This window comes from Streptomyces sp. 2114.4, assembly GCF_900187385.1.
GTDB lineage: Bacteria > Actinomycetota > Actinomycetes > Streptomycetales > Streptomycetaceae > Streptomyces > Streptomyces mooreae.
In genome coordinates, this window is the sequence record NZ_FYEY01000001.1 from 2131627 (window position 1) to 2149714 (window position 18088).

The 18088-nt window shown below is 73.7% G+C and carries 15 protein-coding genes; 8 read left to right on the forward strand and 7 right to left on the reverse strand.

What is annotated here, in order from left to right:
• Positions 1-172 precede the first annotated feature (172 nt).
• Positions 173-1042, reverse strand: a complete 870-nt coding sequence (locus CFW40_RS09270; protein WP_088797337.1) for an arpA protein — start codon at positions 1040-1042, stop codon at positions 173-175.
• Positions 1043-1450: 408 nt separating this feature from the next.
• On the opposite strand from CFW40_RS09270, the gene CFW40_RS09275 reads away from it, so the two are divergent.
• Positions 1451-3466, forward strand: a complete 2016-nt coding sequence (locus CFW40_RS09275) for an NADPH-dependent 2,4-dienoyl-CoA reductase (RefSeq protein ID WP_088797338.1) — start codon at positions 1451-1453, stop codon at positions 3464-3466.
• A 28-nt stretch (positions 3467-3494) separates the two neighbouring features.
• Positions 3495-4079, forward strand: a complete 585-nt coding sequence (locus tag CFW40_RS09280) for a PadR family transcriptional regulator (protein WP_088797339.1) — start codon at positions 3495-3497, stop codon at positions 4077-4079.
• 88 nt (positions 4080-4167) lie between these two features.
• Here CFW40_RS09280 and CFW40_RS09285 read toward each other — a convergent pair whose 3' ends face one another.
• The 3 genes from CFW40_RS09285 to CFW40_RS09295 form a co-directional block, all read right to left on the reverse strand.
• Positions 4168-4440, reverse strand: coding sequence for a hypothetical protein (locus CFW40_RS09285; RefSeq protein WP_088797340.1), 273 nt, complete (start codon positions 4438-4440; stop codon positions 4168-4170).
• A gap of 174 nt (positions 4441-4614) precedes the next feature.
• Positions 4615-6219 carry an AMP-binding protein gene (locus CFW40_RS09290; protein ID WP_088797341.1) on the reverse strand — a complete coding sequence of 535 codons (1605 nt, stop codon included), beginning with the start codon at positions 6217-6219 and terminating at the stop codon, positions 4615-4617.
• A gap of 157 nt (positions 6220-6376) precedes the next feature.
• Entirely contained in the window at positions 6377-7285 is a 909-nt protein-coding gene (locus CFW40_RS09295; RefSeq protein WP_088797342.1) for a Gfo/Idh/MocA family protein, read from the reverse strand.
• Positions 7286-7547: 262 nt separating this feature from the next.
• Between CFW40_RS09295 and glnII the strand changes: the two genes are divergently transcribed.
• The 4 genes from glnII (at position 7548) to CFW40_RS09315 (ending at position 11561) form a co-directional block, all read left to right on the forward strand.
• Complete coding sequence (gene glnII, locus CFW40_RS09300) at positions 7548-8570, forward strand: glutamine synthetase (protein WP_088801992.1); 1023 nt, start codon at positions 7548-7550, stop codon at positions 8568-8570.
• 230 nt (positions 8571-8800) lie between these two features.
• Positions 8801-9736, forward strand: a complete 936-nt coding sequence (locus tag CFW40_RS09305) for a hypothetical protein (protein WP_088797343.1) — start codon at positions 8801-8803, stop codon at positions 9734-9736.
• Between the two features lie 100 nt (positions 9737-9836).
• Complete coding sequence (locus CFW40_RS09310) at positions 9837-10592, forward strand: rhomboid-like protein (RefSeq protein ID WP_256331540.1); 756 nt, start codon at positions 9837-9839, stop codon at positions 10590-10592.
• A gap of 330 nt (positions 10593-10922) precedes the next feature.
• The gene (locus CFW40_RS09315; RefSeq protein ID WP_088797344.1) at positions 10923-11561 is read left to right on the forward strand and encodes a winged helix-turn-helix domain-containing protein; all 639 of its coding nucleotides are present in this window, start codon (positions 10923-10925) and stop codon (positions 11559-11561) included.
• Between the two features lie 49 nt (positions 11562-11610).
• On the opposite strand, the gene CFW40_RS09320 is transcribed toward CFW40_RS09315, so the two are convergent.
• The 3 genes from CFW40_RS09320 to CFW40_RS09330 are packed head-to-tail and all read right to left on the reverse strand — an operon-like array spanning position 11611 to position 14061.
• The gene (locus CFW40_RS09320; protein WP_218136802.1) at positions 11611-12267 is read right to left on the reverse strand and encodes a DedA family protein; all 657 of its coding nucleotides are present in this window, start codon (positions 12265-12267) and stop codon (positions 11611-11613) included.
• Complete coding sequence (locus CFW40_RS09325) at positions 12260-13204, reverse strand: 1-acyl-sn-glycerol-3-phosphate acyltransferase (RefSeq protein WP_095889142.1); 945 nt, start codon at positions 13202-13204, stop codon at positions 12260-12262. The genes CFW40_RS09320 and CFW40_RS09325 overlap by 8 nt, the downstream gene beginning before the upstream one ends.
• The gene (locus CFW40_RS09330) at positions 13201-14061 is read right to left on the reverse strand and encodes a GNAT family N-acetyltransferase (protein ID WP_371127332.1); all 861 of its coding nucleotides are present in this window, start codon (positions 14059-14061) and stop codon (positions 13201-13203) included. The genes CFW40_RS09325 and CFW40_RS09330 overlap by 4 nt, the downstream gene beginning before the upstream one ends.
• Before the next feature lie 421 nt (positions 14062-14482).
• Between CFW40_RS09330 and CFW40_RS09335 the strand changes: the two genes are divergently transcribed.
• Together CFW40_RS09335 and CFW40_RS09340 are read left to right on the forward strand one after the other, a co-directional pair.
• The gene (locus CFW40_RS09335; RefSeq protein WP_088797346.1) at positions 14483-17695 is read left to right on the forward strand and encodes an alpha-N-acetylglucosaminidase TIM-barrel domain-containing protein; all 3213 of its coding nucleotides are present in this window, start codon (positions 14483-14485) and stop codon (positions 17693-17695) included.
• Positions 17696-17744: 49 nt separating this feature from the next.
• Positions 17745-17975, forward strand: a complete 231-nt coding sequence (locus tag CFW40_RS09340) for a DUF397 domain-containing protein (protein ID WP_088797347.1) — start codon at positions 17745-17747, stop codon at positions 17973-17975.
• Positions 17976-18088 lie beyond the last annotated feature (113 nt).

The window sequence follows — 18088 nt, forward strand, 5'->3', positions numbered from 1 at the left end:
GGGCCTTTCCTGACGGGTGTTCAATTCTGCTCTCTCGATTCCGGTCGTGGGGACCTGTGGGCCTGTGATGTCACTCGTCCATGGTCGCGCCGTCACCCACCGTGCCCACCACTGCGGGGAGTGCGGGGCGGGCGGCGTCGCACGGCGACGGCGTGTCCTCGCCGGCCGGCCGCTAATCCAGCAGCTGGTCACCCCGTACGGCCCGGCCCTCGGCCGCCAGATGCTCGGGCAGCACCCGGCCGAAGAGCTGCCGGGTGCGGGCCACGCTCCCGATGACACCGGGGCGCTCGCTGTAGGCGAAGATCGCGGAGTGGCGCGCGAGTTCGCCGCGCACCGGGCTCACCCGGTGCAGCGAGTAGCGGCCCTTGAACAGCTGGAGGTCGCCGGGGTGCAGCGGGAGGCGCCGGGTCAGCCGCTCGCCCCGGCCGTCCAGGACGTCGCGGACGTCGTCGAAGTGCTCGTCCTGGGCGGACCTGATGTTCGGGCAGTACTCGAAGACGCCGCCGTCCTGTGCCTGGCGGGTGAGCAGGCTGACCGTGAACTCGTTGGTGTCGAAGTGCCAGGGGTGCTCCATGCCCGGCGCGACGACGTTGAGGACCAACCCGGAGAGCGGGTCCGCCAGCTCGTGCAGCCGGGGCAGTCCGAAGCAGCGGGCGATGAAGTCCTGGAACGCGGTGTGGGCGTAGAGGCTGCCGATGAGGGAGGTCGCGGGGACGCGGTCGCGGGGGACGAACGCATTGCCGCGCTGGAAGGTCCGGCGGCCGGGGTGGTCCTCGGGCAGCTCCTGGTCCACCGCGATGTTGTAGACGTTGACGGTCTCGACGTCGTAGTGCGCGTGGGGCGCGAGGGCCGCGCACTCCTGTTCCAGCGCCTCGCGGAGCGACGGACGGATGAAGTCCGGCAGCACGGTGCAGCCGGACGCCGCGAGGTCGCGCCGGGCACGGGCGATCACGGCCCGCCCTTCGGCGCTGTCGAGCTGCGACAGGGGGTACCGGGCGGTGTCGACCACCTGGTCGGGCGTGATGGCTTGCACAGTGCTCATGCGACCCTCTCCACGTACGGGCAGACCGTCCTGAGCCGGATGCACGCCGCTGACCCGCGGCCCCGCCCCGGACGCCCCCACCAGGCGATCCGTGCGGTCCGCGCGCCGTTTGGCCCGCACCTTCGGCTCTTCGGCAACTCCATTGAGGAGTAGCACAGTTGAAGTTCCCACAGGGCCCCTGTGTTGTCTGTGATACGTCACACTGCGCCGATGCGGCCGGTGCGCGCGGTGAGGAGCGCGACGAGGAGTGCGGTGCGGAGTGCGGCGAGGAGGGGCGGCGCGAAGGGGCGCCGGGGGGCGCACGTGGGCTCGTCGGCGTCGCCTGCATCACGTTTTATGCAACTTGTTGCATAAGGTTCTCGGCTGGTCTACAACTGCTGTCACGACCACCGCGCCAGGAGGCACCCCATGAGTCCGTACCCGCACCTGATGAGCCCGCTCGACCTCGGGTTCACGACCCTTCCCAACCGGGTGCTGATGGGGTCGATGCACATCGGCCTGGAGGAGGCCGAGAACGGCTTCGACCGGATGGCCGCCTTCTACGCCGCCCGCGCGCGCGGCGGCGTCGGCCTGATGGTGACCGGCGGTATCGCGCCGAACGAGGCGGGACGGCCCTATGACGGCGGGGCCAAGCTCACCACCGAGGAGGAGGCGGCGCAGCACCGGACCGTGACCGATGCGGTGCACGCCGCGGGCGGCCGGATCGCGATGCAGATCCTGCACTTCGGGCGGTACGCGTACCACGCCGATCTGGTGGCCCCCAGCGCGCTCCAGGCGCCCATCAGCCCCTTTGCGCCCCATGCGCTCACCGACGACGAGGTCGAGCAGACCATCGAGGACTATGTGCGGGCGGCGGAGCTGGCCAAGTCCGCCGGCTACGACGGTGTCGAGATCATGGGCTCCGAGGGCTATCTGATCAACGAGTTCATCGTGGGCGCGACCAATCAGCGCACGGACCGGTGGGGCGGCTCGTACGAGAACCGGGTGCGCTTCCCGCTGGAGATCGTCCGCCGTACCCGCGAACGGGTCGGCACGGACTTCATCCTGATCTACCGGCTCTCGATGCTGGACCTCGTTCCGGGCGGCTCGACGCTGGAGGAGGTGGTGACGCTCGCCAAGGAGATCGAGGCGGCCGGCGCCACCATCATCAACACCGGTATCGGCTGGCACGAGGCCCGGATCCCCACCATCGTGACCTCGGTACCGCGCGGCGCCTACACCTGGGTGACCAAGCGGCTGATGGGCTCGGTCACCATCCCCCTGGTGACCAGCAACCGCATCAACACGCCCGAGGTGGCGGAGGAGCTGCTGGCCGACGGGCGGGCCGACATGGTGTCGCTGGCCCGGCCCTTCCTCGCCGACCCGGACTTCGTCGCCAAGGCGAAGGACGGCCGGTCCGGGGAGATCAACACCTGCATCGGCTGCAACCAGGCCTGCCTCGACCACACCTTCAGCGGGAAGATCACGTCCTGTCTGGTCAATCCGCGGGCGTGCCACGAGACCGAGCTGGTCCTCTCCCCGACCCGGCGGCGCAAGCGCCTCGCGGTGGTCGGCGCCGGGCCCGCCGGGCTCGCCTGTGCCGTGTCCGCCGCCGAACGCGGGCACGAGGTCACGCTGTTCGACGCCGCGGACGAGATCGGCGGGCAGCTGAACCTCGCCAAGCGGGTGCCGGGCAAGGAGGAGTTCGAGGAGACCCTGCGCTACTTCCGTACGCAGCTGGTGCGGCAGGGGGTGGAGGTCCGGCTGAACACCCCCGTGACGGCCGGGGACCTCGGCGGGTACGACGAGGTCGTGGTGGCCACCGGGGTCACCCCGCGCACCCCGGAGATCAAGGGCGTCGACCATCCGAGCGTCGTCAGCTACCTCGATGTGCTGCGCGGCGGCGCGCAGGTCGGCGAGCGGGTGGCGATCCTCGGGGCCGGGGGCATCGGCTTCGATGTCGCGGAGTTCCTGACCGATGCCGGCGACGCGGCGAGCCAGGACCCGGAGACGTACTTCCGCTCCTGGGGCGTCGACACGACGTACGGCGAGCGCGGCGGGCTGCGGGCGCCCGAGCGTCCCAAGGCCCCGCGCAAGGTGCATCTGCTGCAGCGCAAGACGTCGAAGGTCGGCGCCGGCCTCGGCAAGACGACCGGCTGGATCCACCGTGCGGAGCTGCGGCACCGGGGCGTGACCACGGTCGCCGGGGCGGCGTACGACCGGATCGACGACGAGGGCCTGCACTTCACCGTCGACGGTACGGCCGGCACCCTTCCCGTGGACACCGTCGTGCTGTGCACCGGGCAGGAGCCGCGCCGGGACCTGTACGAGGAGCTGCGGGCCGAGGGGCGCGCGGTGCACCTGATCGGCGGTGCGGACGTCGCCGCGGAGCTGGACGCCAAGCGCGCCATCGCACAGGGAACGGAGCTGGCGGCGGCGCTGTGACCTGCCGCCGGCTGCCTAGGATGGCGGCATGTCACTCCCGCACGCCATCCTCACCGCCCTGCTGGAGAAGCCGTCGTCGGGGCTGGCGCTGACCCGCAGGTTCGACCGGTCGATCGGCTACTTCTGGTCGGCCACGCATCAGCAGATCTACCGGGAGCTGGGGAAGCTGGAGCAGGCCGGGTTCATCCGGGCGCTGCCGAGCGCGCAGCCGTCCCGCGGGCAGAAGAAGGAGTTCGAGGTACTGCCCGCGGGACGGACCGAGCTGACCCGCTGGGCCGGCGGCGAGCAGGACCCCAAGCCCATCCGGGACGCGCTGCTGCTGCGGCTGCGGGCTTCGGCGGTGGTGGGGCGGGCCGGGCTCGACGAGGAACTGCGGCGGCATCTGACGCTGCACCGGCGGCAGTTGGCGGAGTACCAGGAGATCGAGGACCGCGATTTCGGGGCCGCGGCGGATCCGGAGGACCGGCTGCGGCGCCTGGTGCTGCGGGCCGGGATCGGCCTGGAGACCTTCTGGGTCCAGTGGCTGGAGGAGGCGTTGGCGGAGGTCACGGAGCTGGATGCCGCCGGGGAGGACCGGAGCGGGGGGCCGGCGGACGGCGGCCCGGCCGGGTGAGCCGTGCCCGTACGGCAGGGGCGGCCGCCCCGGGGAAGTCCCGGGGGCGGCCGCCCTGTTGTGTTGCTGTGGGTGTGCCGGCCGGCCGTCAGCAGTGGTCGTAGAGGAGGGCGCGCACCAGACGGCAGGTCGTCTCGGACGGGGCGTGGACCCCGATCTCGGCCGCGGTGCTGCGGATCTTGCGGTTGTGGGCCTGCTCGGGGCGGTAGACGCCGGTGTCGAGCAGGGCTATGGCGAGCCGCATGGCCTTCAGGCGGCGGTTGTGCGATTCGTACCGTTCGCGCGGCCATCCGGCGGGCAGCGGCTTCTTGGGCAGTGGGTGGGCCGGGAGAGGCTTCGTCATGAGTGTGGCAGCGGCCATCGGCGACCTCCTGGAGCGTGGATGAACCCTCACTGACTGGTTCCCATTCTACTGCCGGGCACTGACAAAAGCCCCTGGCCAGGGGGGATTTGGCGGCCGGAGCGAGCCTTGCGGGGCCCCGCGGAAGAGCCCCGCGGAAGGGCCTTCCGCGGGAGCCTTCCGGAGGGCCGTTCGTCAGGCCGTCGCGGCCGTGGCGGCCGTGGCGCGCAGCAGCGCCTTGTCCGGCTTGCCCACGGGGGTGAGGGGGAGGGTGTCGAGGACGCGGACGGCGGCCGGGGCGTACAGGGTGCCCTTGTGCTCGGTGACGAAGGCCCGCAGGGCGTCGGCGTCCACCCGGTGGCCCGGGGCGGGGACGACCGCGGCGTGCACCTCCTCGGCCTCGTCCGCCCCGCGCACCCCGTAGACGGCGCAGTGGGCGATCGCGGGATGGGTGTGCAGCAGGTCTTCGATCTCCGCCGGGTGGACGTGCCCGCCCACGACGATGATCAGGTCCTTGACCCGGTCGACGAGGTAGAGGCGCCCCTCCTCGTCCAGCACGCCGACATCGCCGGTGCGCAGCCAGCCGTCGGCCCCCAGGACCTGCGCCGTCTCGTCGGGCTGCTTCCAGTAGCCGTTCATCACCGCGGCGGAGCGCACATGGACCTCGCCCCGCTCCCCCGCCGGCAGGTCCCGCCCGTCCGCGTCGCGCACGGCGAGCGTCACTCCGGGCAGGGCGCGGCCGACGGTGATCCGTCCGCCGGGGCCGGTGCGGAGGTGGTCCTCCGGGCGGGCCTCGGTGATCGACATCGCCTCGGCCTGGCCGTACATCCCGAACAGGACCGGGCCGAAGGCCTCGGCGGCCTGTGCCAGCCGGGTGGGTGAGGCCGCACAGCCGCCGTAGGAGATGCGGGTGAGGGAGCTGAGGTCGGTGGTGCGGAGGGTGGGGTCGTCGAGGAGCCGGTAGAGGAGCGGGGGCAGCAGCCAGAGGTGGGTGATGCGGTGGCGGGCAACGGCGGCCAGTACGGCGGTGGGGTCGAAGGCGCGGTGCAGCACGACGGTGCCGCCGGCCACGAGCGCGGCATCGGCCAGGATGCCCGCGAGGTGGGCGAGCGGGGTGCAGGCCAGGAAGCGCGGCGGATCGCCGGCGGTCTCCATGCGCTGCTGGATCACCATCCGGGCATACGGGGCGTGTCTCATCCGGACGCCCTTGGGGATGCCGGTCGTGCCACCGGTGTGCCGGATGCACCAGTCCTCCTCGGGGCGTGCCGCGCTCGGCACCTCGGGGGTGGCGGGCAGCGCGGCAGCGGCGGCGAGCAGGTCGGGGACCGGGCCGGTGCCCGGATCGGCGCCCGGACCGGCGGTGTCCGGAGCGGTCGTGTCCTCCCCCAGGGTCATGACCTCAGGGACCGGGCCCCGGAGGTGGTGGAGCAGCGTGCGCGCGGTGTCGTGGAGGGCCGGGTCGACCAGGAGCAGGGTGGTGTCCACGCCGGCGGCGATCCGGGCCAGGGTCTCGGCGGCCATGCCGTCGTAGAGGAAGACCACCCGGGCGCCGAGGAGGCTCGCGGCGTAGCGGGCGGCCAGCGCCTCGGGGCGGTTGCCGCTGAGGAGGCAGACGGTCTGGCCGGGGCCGGTGCCGTGGGCGGCGAGCACCGCCGCCATGCGGTGGACGGTGGCGTGCAGGGCGCCGGCGGTGATCTCCTCGCCGTCCTCCCCCACGGTCACCGCGGTGCGGGAGGGGTCACGGGCGAGGGCGGCGAGGAGAGCGTCGGCGTAACTGGTGAAGCCGGTGGCGGGTGTCATGGCGGTGGGTCCCTTGGTCCGGTGACGGGGTGTGTGAGGAAGCGGTCACGCCTTGACGCTACGGACGTTCACTGATGCCCTCCACGACCAATTCCGCCATGTGGTCATGGCCCGTGAGGCATGACACAGGTCATGACTCGTCAGCTGCGACTCGTGGTCATGGCCTGTCAGGTACGAGAGGCGGGAGGGTTTCCTCCGCCGCGGCCAGGATTTCGGTGACCCGGAGGCCGAAGTGGAGGTCGCAGGCGTTGGGCAGACCGGTCTCGACGGCGGCCAGCAGGGCGTCGACCGCGTGGCGGTAGGCCACTTCGGGGCCGTCCTGGCGTCGGGGCAGGGAGGTGATGCCGGCGGTGCCGCGGAGGGTGATCTCGACGCCGGACGCCGCGGCGGGCGCGGTCAGGCCGAGCGTCGCCGAACTGGCCGCGCCACTGCTGTGCCGCATCGCCAGCAGCACGGCATCGGCGGGGCCGCGGGTCGCGGTGACCGTTTCCGCGTCGCCGAGGACCGGCAGGAGCACCGACAGCGCATGCGGGCCGACGTCCCACAGCCCGCCCTTCTCCCGGCGCCAGGACGAGTCGGAGTACGGGCTGGAGCTGTCGTCGGCGAAGACCGAGCCGAGCCAGTCGGCATGGGCGGTGAACCAGCCGCCGGCCGCGGCCTGGGCCGCGATCCACTCCCCTTCCTGCGCCCCGAAGCGCGCCGTGAAGAAGACCACCGAGGCGATACCCGCCCGGTCGGCGGCCGCGACGAGGGCGCGCGCCTCGGGCACGGCGGTGGCCACCGGCTTGTCCAGGAGGAGATGGCAGCCGGCCCCGGCGGCGCGGAGCGCCAACGCGGCCTGGACGGACGGCGGCAGGGCGATCGCGACGGCGTCGCAGGCCTCGAACAGCTCGTCGGGGCTCTCGTACGGGCGGGTGCGGTGGACCTGGGCCAGCGCGGCGGCGGCCGCCGCCCTGCGCCCCCAGATGCCGGTGAGCTCGACGCCCGGGTGGGCGGCGAGGGCAGGGGCGTGGACGCGCCGCGCCCAGGGGCCGGTGCCGAGGAGTCCGATGCGCGGGGTCGTCATGGGGGCAGTGTCTCGCGGGGTGCGGGGCGCCCGAGCGCACGCCGCACGGGCGTCCTGAGGCCTGCGCCATATGGGAATGATGCGAAGACACCCACATCGAGGCCTGGAATCCCAGGCCTACTGGACAGAATTCCTTGGAAACGGCCGGATGTCCGGCTCGGTAACCTGTGGTTCACAAACGGGCAACGGACGAGAAATGGCGCGTTGCGAGAGTGCGGAGGTACGCCCGCACCGTACCCGCACCGACCGTGAAGAGGACCCCGTGAGCATCAAGGCCGAATACATCTGGATCGACGGCACGCAGCCGACCGCCAAGCTCCGCTCCAAGACCAGGATCCTGTCCGACGGCAGCCGGCTTCCGCGGTGGGGCTTCGACGGTTCCAGCACCAACCAGGCCGAAGGCCACGCCTCGGACCTCGTACTGGAGCCGGTGTTCAGCTGCCCGGACCCGATCCGCGGCGGTGACCACCTGCTGGTGCTGTGCGAGGTGCTGCACACCGACCTCACTCCGCACCCCTCCAACACGCGGGCGCTGCTGCGCCCGGTCGCGGAGCGGTTCGCCGGCCAGGAGCCGATCTTCGGCATCGAGCAGGAGTACACCTTCCTCAAGGGGGACCGTCCGCTCGGCTTCCCTGAGGGCGGCGGCTACCCGGCCCCGCAGGCCGACTACTACTGCGGTGTGGGCGCCGACGCGATCTTCGGCCGGGAGATCGTCGAGAAGCACCTCGACCTGTGCCTGGCGGCCGGTCTGGGCCTGTCCGGCATCAACGCCGAGGTCATGCCCGGCCAGTGGGAGTTCCAGGTCGGCGCGCTGCCGCCGCTGGAGGTCTCGGACCACATGTGGGTGGCGCGCTGGCTGCTGCACCGGGTGGCGGAGGAGTTCGGCGTCACCGCGTCGCTGGACGCCAAGCCGGCCAAGGGCGACTGGAACGGCGCGGGCGCGCACACCAACTTCTCCACCCGCGCGATGCGGGAGGGCTACGACCCGATCATCACCGCCTGCGAGGCGCTGGGCCAGGACGACAAGCCGCTGGAGCACGTCCGCCAGTACGGCACCGGCATCGAGGACCGGCTGACCGGCGCGCACGAGACCGCCCCCTGGGACGCGTACTCCTACGGCGCCTCCGATCGCGGCGCCTCGGTGCGCATCCCCTGGCAGGTCGAGGTCGAGAAGAAGGGCTACATCGAGGACCGGCGCCCGAACGCCAACGTCGACCCGTATGTGGTCACCCGGCTGATGGTGGACACCTGCTGCACGGAGCTGGCGCGGCGCGAGCAGATCTGACGCCTGCGGGAGCGTGGGCGAGGGCGAGGGGCCGGACCACTGCGGACACTGGGGGGACCCACGGTGTCCGGTGTGGTCCGGCCCCTCGGCCCGTCCCGCTGTCCCGCGCGCACGTGGGTGCGTGCGGTCGGTGGCCGTACGGTCGCGTAGCGGTGTGGCCGCGTGGTCGTATGGTCGCGCGAGGAGCAGATCGGGGGCCGATTGTCAGTGGCGGCTGGCAGGCTGGGGTCATGCTTGAGATCAGCGTCAAGACCGAGTCCGGCCCGGACCGATCACGCCCCGGCGAAGCCGAACTCACGGAGCTGCTGCGGCGGATCGGCGCCGACGACGACCATTTCGTGGTCGTCGAGCGGTGCCCCGAGGAGGCCCAGGCATTCGTACAGGCCTGGCGGGACGACGACGGGCCGTTCACGGTCGAGTACCGCGACGGCGCGCCGGAGCGGCACTTCCGCGCGGAGAGCGGCGACGCCGAGCGGGTCGTGGAGGTCTTCCTGGACTGGGCGCGCGGCGGGGAGGCCTGGCGTACGGCGCTCGACTGGCAGGGGGCGGACCTGTACTCCACCCCCGGTCTGGCTCCGGAAACCCGCGCCGTCGCCGAGCAGCGGGCGCGTCAGCAGATCCATGGCGGTTTCCGGAATTTCCATGAGGTCGCCCAGGGCGTCTGCGAGGCCTTCGGCCCCGAGGACCCGCCGGTCTCACTGGACGACGCACGCCGGATCGTCGGCGGCCTGTGGGAGGAACGGCTCGCCGAACAGGCCGAATGGCCCGAGGTGACCGACGCCGACCGGGTGGCGCGGGCCTTCGAGGCCCTGGGCGCCCAGGGGCTGACCGCCCGGATGAACTACAGCTGTTGCAGCAACTGCGCGATGGGCGAGATAGCCCACGAACGCGCCGAAGGGGACCGGGGCTTCGTCTTCTTCCACTTCCAGGACACCGAGGCGGCAGCGGAAGGCCATGGGCTGGCCGTGCGCTACGGCGCCTATGCGGAGGCCGGCGAGGCCTCCGCCGAGGAGCGCACCGCGGTCGGGCGGACGGTGGTGGCGGCGCTCACCGGGGCGGGCCTGCCGGCTCAGTGGGACGGCTCCCCGGACCGGGTCATCGAGGTCGCCCCGCTGGACTGGCGCAAGCGGCTGCCGAGTACGGGAACGACGGGCATGGGAGCCTGAGATGCCGACGGCCGCATCGCGGAGGGCGTCCCGTGGTCTCCTGTCCGGAGGTCCCGTGCCGGGTGGCCCTGTGCCGGGTGGTCCTGTGCCGGGTGGCCCCGTGTCCGCTGGTCCCGTGTCACGGGCGGCGTCGCGCGTCCTGACGACCGCCCGCCTTTCTCGTGGTCTGCCGGTCGCCGTCCCCTGGGCCGCGCCGCTCTATGTCGGTGCCGTACAGCTCGGTGCGTACGCCACCGCGCGGCTCCCCGGCCACCGGCGCACGGAACTGCTGCGTGCGCACTCCACCAATGTCGCCAATCTGCGGGCCGGAAAGTGGCAGACGCTGGTCACCAGTGCGGTGTTCGTGGAGGAGCCGCTGCCGGTGGCCTACGGCGCCGCGCTGCTCGCCGCTCTCGGCACGGCCGAGGCGCGCTGGGGCCCCTGGCGCACGGCAGGGGTGTTCGCGGCCGGTCATGTGGGGGCCAGTCTGCTGGTCTACGCGGCCTTGCGCGGCCGGTTCCCGGGCAGTGCTCCCGCTGCTCCGGCTGCTCCCGGCACTCCCCCAACCGACCCCGGAGCCCGCGCCGTTCACGCCCCCGAGGCCACGGTCGATGGCCCGCCGGACGCGACCGCGCGGGCCATCGACGTCGGAGCCAGCTACGGCTTCAACGCCACGGTGGGCGCCCTCGCCGCCACCGTCCCGCACCGTGGCGTGCGCACCGCGGCAACGGCCGGTCTGCTGGCGCTGGGGACCTGGCCCGTGCTGCGCCGCCGACGGACGTTCACCGACGCCGGACATCTGGCGGCGCTCGCGCTCGGGGTGGCGACGGGGACGGGGATGCGGGCCGTAAAGGGGAGACGGACGGGAGGGGGCTGAGGCGGGCGCGGAGCGCTCCCGGTCCCGGTCCCGGCGCCTGCGTGGCCGGTGTGCGGCAAATCCCGTCACAGGGCCCGCCGCACGAGGGACAGATCACCGGCCGTCTGGTTCAATAGGCCCATGGCCAGCCTCATCGACACCGCGACAGGTCGCAGCGACCTCGAGCCTTTCTGGCCGTCCCGGCAGGCGCACGCATTCGACCGTCTGTGTTGCCGCGCGCACTGAGCGCGGGCCCGCACACCCCTCGTCGACGCCGTTGACCGGCGTTTTACGCCCTGCCCGCGCGCATGACGTCCCCGACGCCCCTCTGCGCGAAAGAGCTGACTTCCGATGACGAACCTCCGTACCCTGACCGCCGGTTCCGCCACGGCTCCCCTCCCCGCCCACCCCGCCTCGCACCCCCCGCATCCCCCGCGCCACCGGCTGCGCGCCGTGGCGCCGGACGAGGCCCACGCGTCGCCCGCCACGCCCCCGGGCGAAGGCGCCCCGCCCCTCGGTGTCCCCTCGGTCGCCGAACTGCTGGACTCCGGCGCCACCTGGCTTCCGGCCCCGCAGCACAGCCTGCCGGCGCTTCCCGGCCGGCCGCCGATGGTCGGCTACCTCGTCCTCGTACCGGCCGAGCAGGTCGCGACCGCCCCGCCGCCGGCCACCGCCGGTCCCGGGGTGAGCGCGCCGACCGGCGACGAGACCGTGCGGATCGACCCCGAACAGCGCACCGCGCAGGTCCAGGGCCGGCCGCTGGACCTGACGTACCTCGAATTCGAGCTGCTGGCCCATCTGGTCGCGCATCCGCACCGGGTGCACACCCGCGACCACCTGGTGTCCACGGTGTGGGGCTACGGGCACGTCGGCGACGGCCGTACGGTCGATGTCCATGTCGCCCGGCTGCGGCGCAAGTTGGGCGCCGCGCACCGGTCGTCGATCGTGACGGTGCGGCGGGTCGGCTACAAGTACGTGCCGGGCATCTGAGGCCCACAGGCCTTGCGGCCGGGCGGGGGAACCGTTCCCCCGCCCGGCCTCACAGCGCGCGTATCCGGGGCCCGCACCGCTTCGGTGCGGGCCGTTCCCCGTCCCGTGGTGCGGACCGGCGGTGCAAAGCGCCCACGCAGCCCGCCACCACCAGGCCGGTCCCGGAGGCCAGCAGCATCCCCTCGGCCGGGGAATCGGTGAGCGCCGTACCGCCCAGGCCGCCGAGCGCCGCGCTGCCCACCGCCCAGATGCCCGCGCCCACCGCGTCCAGCGCGACGAAGCGGCGCAACGGGAAGCGGACGCTCCCGGTGGACAGGGCGGCGATCACCCGGCCGCCGGGCAGGAAGCGGCCGGCGATGATGAGCAGGGCGGCGTGCCGCTCGACCCGTGCGCGGGCCCTGGAGTGCCGGGCCCGGCCGCGCTCCCCCCGCAGCAGCCGGGCGACCGCTCGCGGGCCCGCGTACCGTCCCACGGCATAGCCGAGGCAGTCACCGGCCAGTGCCCCGGCCGCCGCCACACCCGCCAGCAGGGCGAGCAGCGGCAGGTCGGGGCCGATGAGCACGGCGACCAGGACGACGGTGGTCTCGCTCGGCATGAACGGCAGCAGTGCGTCGAGTCCGGACACCAACAGGATGACCAGCCACAGCCAGGGCGAGCCCAGCATGCCCTGCAGGGGCTCGGTGAGCTGGTCCAGCTGCTCAAACACGGGCCGGAGTCTCCGGTGTGCCGGGCCCCGCCGGTACCGCAACCTCCGGCACGGGGAACTCCGGCACGGGGAACGCCGGCACCGCCACCGCGACCGGCTCCGGTACTGTCACCACGCCCGGCTGCGGCCGGCCGCCGAGCACCGCGCGCGCCGCCCGGTCCGCCAGCTCCCGCCGGTCCCAGAACCCGTCCGCCGCGTTCAGCACCGGATGTGCCGTGACGCGAACGGTCAGCGCCCGGGCGGCGAGCACCCGGCGCAGCGAGGCGGCAAAGGTGTCCTCGCCGCAGAACGCGGCCACCGTGCTGGGCAGGCCCTGCTGGGTGTAGTGGAGGGTCACCGGGCGGACCGGCGCGCCCGCGTCGAGGGCGGCCTGGAAGGTGGCCCGGCGGAAGCTGCCCCGGTCGGCGGTGCACCAGGTGGTGGCCTGCGGGAAGACCGCCACCGACCGCCCGGAGCCCAGCAGTTCGGACACCTCCCGGACGGTGTGGCGCAGCCGGCGGGGGCTCGTACGGTCGATGAAGTGCGTACCGGCTCTGCGGGCCAGGCCGCCGACGACCGGCCAGGTGCCGACCTCGCGCTTGGCGAGCAGGGTGACCGGTTCGACGGCCAGCAGGGCGAGGATGTCGAGCCAGGAGATGTGGTTGATGACGATGAGGGTGCCGGGACCGAGGCCGGAGCCGTCGCCGGCACCGTCGCGGCCACCCGCCGTGAGCGCGGCCGCGCCCTCGACGCGGACTCCGAGCGCATCGAGCAGCGAAGCGGCGTGAGCCCGCAGCCGTACCGGATCGGCCATCCGCTCACCGTCCGTCAGCGCCCGCCGTACCCCGCGGGCGAACGCGGCGCCGCGCCGGGCGATGCGGGTCGCCGGTACACGCGGCAGGGCGTGCGCGGCGCAGTCCGGAGTGCAGTCGGACCACACGTCCCAGGGGCCGTTCACCGCGCGCCCAGGAAGTAGCGGCGGTAGCGGTCGCCGAGCCGTTCCATGTCCAGGACGACGAAGAAGTCGGCGACGTCGAACTCGGGGTCGTGGGCGGGCTCGCCGCAGATGAAGGCGCCGATGCGCAGATAGCCGCGGAGCAGCGGCGGCAGCTGGGCCAGGGTGGGGCGGGCGGGGACGGGGACGGTGGGGTGCCAGGGGTGGTGCGGGGTGACCTGCAGCCCGTGCGGGGCGGCGTAGCGGGTGCGGCCCAGCCCCCAGGCGTGGGCGGCCGCGATACCGCCGTCGGCGAGCGGAACGGAGGCGCAGCCGGCGAGGTAGCGGTGGCCGGAGAGCAGGGTGTAGCGGGCGAGCGCGGCCCACATCTGGGTCATGACGGCGCCGCTGCGGTGGTCGGGATGGACACAGGAGCGGCCGGCCTCGATGAGGGAGGGGCGCAGCTCAGCCAGCGCGCCGAGGTCGAATTCGCCGTCGGAGTAGAGCCGCGGGCTGCGGCCGGGCGGCAGCAGCCGGTAGGTGCCGACGACGTCGCCGGTGGCGGTGTGGGTGACGACGAGGTGGTCGGCGAGGTCGTCGACGGCGTCGATGTCGTGGCCGGGCAGCGGAGAGTGCAGGGTCGCGCCCATCTCGCCGGCGAAGACCTGGTGGCGCAGCCGCTGCGCGGCTCGGATCTGCTCGTGGGTGCCGGCGATCTTGGCGGTGTAGCCGGGGTCGGCGGCGGGAGCGTGACCGGCGGAGGCGGCCCCCGTGAGGGCGGGAGCGGGTGCCGGGCCGGGAACGACCGTGGGGACGGAAGCGGTAGCGGATGCGGAAGAGGAAGCGGTGCGTCGAACGGCAGCGGACGCGGTCGATGCCATGCTCATGAGAGCCCTCCGTGGGGAGTGGGGAGGCTGTGCGAGTCGACGGACGGTGAGTCAGCGGGGCCGGCGGGCCGTACGGAGCGAGCAGCCGGTGCACTGCTCGGCTGCTCCGGCGCCCCGCGGTGGTCCGGATCCGCCCTGGGTACGGGCGTAACCCGATGACCTGGCCCTTCTCTACGCGGCAGACTGTTCCCGGGCCCGCCGGCCGGGCGCGTGAAGCCCAGGGAGCGAACGGGTGAGGGTCCGCGGAACACTGGTCGCCGCGCTCCGGAGCCGGGGGCGCGTGGCCCCGGCGAGCCGATCGCGCAGCCCGGTGTGTCCGGGTCCCGTCGCCTACCGTCTTGGACTGAGGCCGGGCGCCCGTTAGCGTGCCACGCGCACGGAGACTGTTTGTTACCACCGAGCAGTGGGAGCACACATGAGCCGACCGTCACGACGCGCACTGTTGGGAACCGCCGGAGCGATCGGGGCCGGGGCGGCGCTCGGCGGGGCCGCTCCCGCCGCCGCCGCGGCCTCCGGGCGGCTGGCCCGCCGCACGGAGCGGGCACCGGCGGACGAGACCGGAGCCGCGTATGACACCGCACCGGCGCGGGCGGCACTGACCCGGCTGCTGCCCCGGCACGCCGACCAGTTCCAGCTGGTGCCGCTCGCCCGCGGCGGCGGCACCGACCGCTTCCGGGTGGACGGCCGGGCGGGCCGGATCACGGTCTCCGGGACCACCCCCGCCGTCCTGCTGACCGGCGTCCACTGGTACCTCAAATACACCTGCCGGGCCCATGTGTCCTGGGCCGGCGACCAGGTGGAGCTCCCCGGCCGGCTGCCCGCCCCGGCCTCGCCGGCCGAGCGGTCCACCGCGCTGCGCCACCGCTTCGCCCTCAACGACACCCACGACGGCTACACCGCCCCGTACGCCGACTGGCCGCACTGGGAGCGGCTGATCGATGTGCTGGCACTGCACGGCGTCAACGAGGTGCTGGTCACCCCGGGCGCCGAGGCCGTCTACCACCGGCTGCTCACCGACTCCGGCTACTCCGACGCCGAGGCCCGCGCCTGGCTCCCCGCGCCCTCGCACCAGCCGTGGTGGCTGCTGCAGAACATGAGCGGCTACGGCGGCCCGCTCAGCCGCGAGCTGATCGACAAGCGCGCCGAGCTGGGCCGCCGGATCACCGGCCGGCTGCGCGAGCTCGGCATGCACCCCGTCCTCCCTGGCTACTTCGGCACCGTCCCGGACGGTTTCGCCGCCCGCAACCCCGGCGCGCGCACCGTCCCGCAGGGCACCTGGTCCGGCCTCAAACGCCCCGACTGGCTCGACCCGCGCACCGACGCGTTCGCCGCTGCCGCCGCCTCCTTCTACCGCCATCAGCACCAACTCCTCGGCCCCGCCGACCACTTCAAGATGGATCTGCTGCACGAGGGCGGCGACCCCGGCGACGTGCCCGTGCCGGACGCCGCCCGCGCCGTCGAGAAGGCACTGCGCACCGCCCACCCCGATGCCACCTGGGTGATCCTGGGCTGGCAGGGCAATCCCCGGCGCGATCTGCTGGACGCCGTCGACCACGACCGGATGCTGATCGTGGACGGCCTCAGCGACCTGGACACCGTCACCGACCGGGAGCGGGACTGGGGCGGGGTGCCGTACGCCTTCGGCTCGATCCCCAACTTCGGCGGCCGCACCACCCTCGGCGCCAAGACCCACATCTGGGCCGAGCGCTTCACCGCCTGGCGCGACAAGCCGGGCAGCAAGCTCGCCGGGACCGCGTACATGCCGGAGGCCGCCGAACGCGACCCGGCCGCGTTCGAGCTGTTTTGCGAACTGGCCTGGCGGGAGCGCCCGGTGGACCGCGCCGCCTGGTTCGACGGCTATGCCGACCTGCGCTACGGCGCCCGCGACGACGGGGCCCGCGCCGCATATGCCGCACTGCGCACCAGCGCGTACGAGATCTCCAGCAAGGACGGCCGGCCGCACGACTCGGTCTTCGCCGCCCGCCCCTCGCTGGCCGCCCGCTCCGGCACGGTCTACGCCACCCACACCCCGGCCTTCGACCCGGCGGCGTTCGACACCGCCTTCGCCGCGCTGCTGACGGTCCGCCCCGCGCTGCGCGGCAGCGACGCCTACCGCCACGATCTGACGGACGCCGCCCGGCAGGCCCTCGCCAACCGGTCCTGGCAGCTGATCGGGCAGCTCCAGGAGGCCTACCGGCGCAAGGACCGTACGACCTTCCGTGCGCTGTCGGAGCTGTGGCTGCGGCTGATGCGGCTGTGCGACGAGGTCACCGGGGCGCACCGGCTGTTCCTGCTCGGGCCCTGGCTGGCACAGGCGAAGGCCATGGCGACCGGCGCCGAGGAGCAGGCGCGGCTGGAGCACAGCGCCCGTGCACTGCTCACCACCTGGGCGGACCGGGCCACCGCCGACGGCGGTTCGCTGGCCAACTACGCCAACCGCGACTGGCACGGCCTGATCCGCGAGGTCCATCTCCCGCAGTGGCAGGCGTACTTGGACGAACTGGCCGACGCGCTGGCCGCGGACCGGCCGCCGAAGACCTTCGACTGGTACTCCCTGGAAGAGCCCTGGACCCGCGCGCGCACCGCCCATCCGCTGCGCCCGACGACCGATGCGTACCGCACCGCGCGGCGGGTCCACGACACCCTCGCCAAGGCCCCCTACCAGGGCACCGTCACGGTCACCGCCGACCCGTCCGGGCTGCCGCCGGGCGGCCGGGCCACCGTCACCGCGGCGCTGCGCAACGTCAACGGGCTGCGCGCGACCGGCCGGGTGGACTTCGCCCTGAGCGGCGTCGACGCCACCGCCTCGGGCCCGGCGTCGCTGCCGTCGCTCCCGCCCGGCGGCACCGGCCGCGCCCGCTGGCAGGTCACCGCCCCCGCCGGTCCCCTGAACACCCCCCTGCACCCGCTCCCCTACGACCTCACCGTCGACTACGGCCCGAAGGGCGAGCCACGGGTCCGCGCGGCGCGGCACGGCACCCTGTACGTGGCGGGGCCGCTGGACGACGACCTGCGGACCGTCACCACCAATGCGGCGGTTTTCGGCCAGTTGGGCGACCGGCTGGCCGTCAACGGCGGGGGCGCCGACCTGTGGAAGGCCACCGCCGAGTTCGGCGCGGTCTACCGGCCGGGCGCGCTCACCGCGGGCGGCTCGGTCACCGTCGAGGTGACCTCCCAGGACCCGACCGGCCCCTGGGCCCGCGCCGGCCTCGTCGTCCGCAACCGCCTCGCCGCACTCTCCTCACCCTCCGCACCTTCCACCCCGGGCGCCCCCTCAGCCGCAGACGCCGCGGACGCCCTCGGCTTCCTCAACCTCTCCGTGACCCCCGCCAACGGCGTCGTGCTCTCCTACGACGCGAACGGCGACGGCACCCTGGACACCTACCGGCGGCTCACCGGCATCACCGCGCCCGTCCTGCTCCGCCTCACCCGCGGGAAGGACGCCGGGGCCGCGGGCACCTACACCGGCTCCTGCTCCACCGACGACGGCGCGACCTGGCGCGAGATCGCCACCGTCACCGTCCCCGGGGCCGCCGCCCGGCAGGACACCGGTCTGCACCAGTGTGCCGCCAACTCCGCGACGGGGGACCGCGGGACGGCGGAATTCCGCCGCTGGAAGCTCGCCTGAGCGCCGCGTACCCTGACCGGGAACGCACCACGAGCGAGGGGATCACGGTATGAGTGCCGCAGCTGAGAAGGAGTGGCTCTACGCCCTCGACATTTCCGACGCCACCTGGCAGCGCGCCCCCGGAGACGCCGAGGAGGCCGTGGAGATCGCCTTCCTGGAGCGGGGCGCGGTGGCCATGCGCAACTCCACGGACCCCGATGTGGTACTGCGCTACACCGAAGGGGAGTGGCGGGCATTCGTCCTCGGCGCGCGGGACGGCGAGTTCGACCTGCAGCGCTGACGTCCGGCCCACAGCACGCAAGCCGGCCCGTCCGGCAGTCACGGCGGCCACCGCGGTCCACCCACCGCGGTGGCCGCGGCCGTGTGCGCGTCACCCGTCGGGGCGCCCGGGAG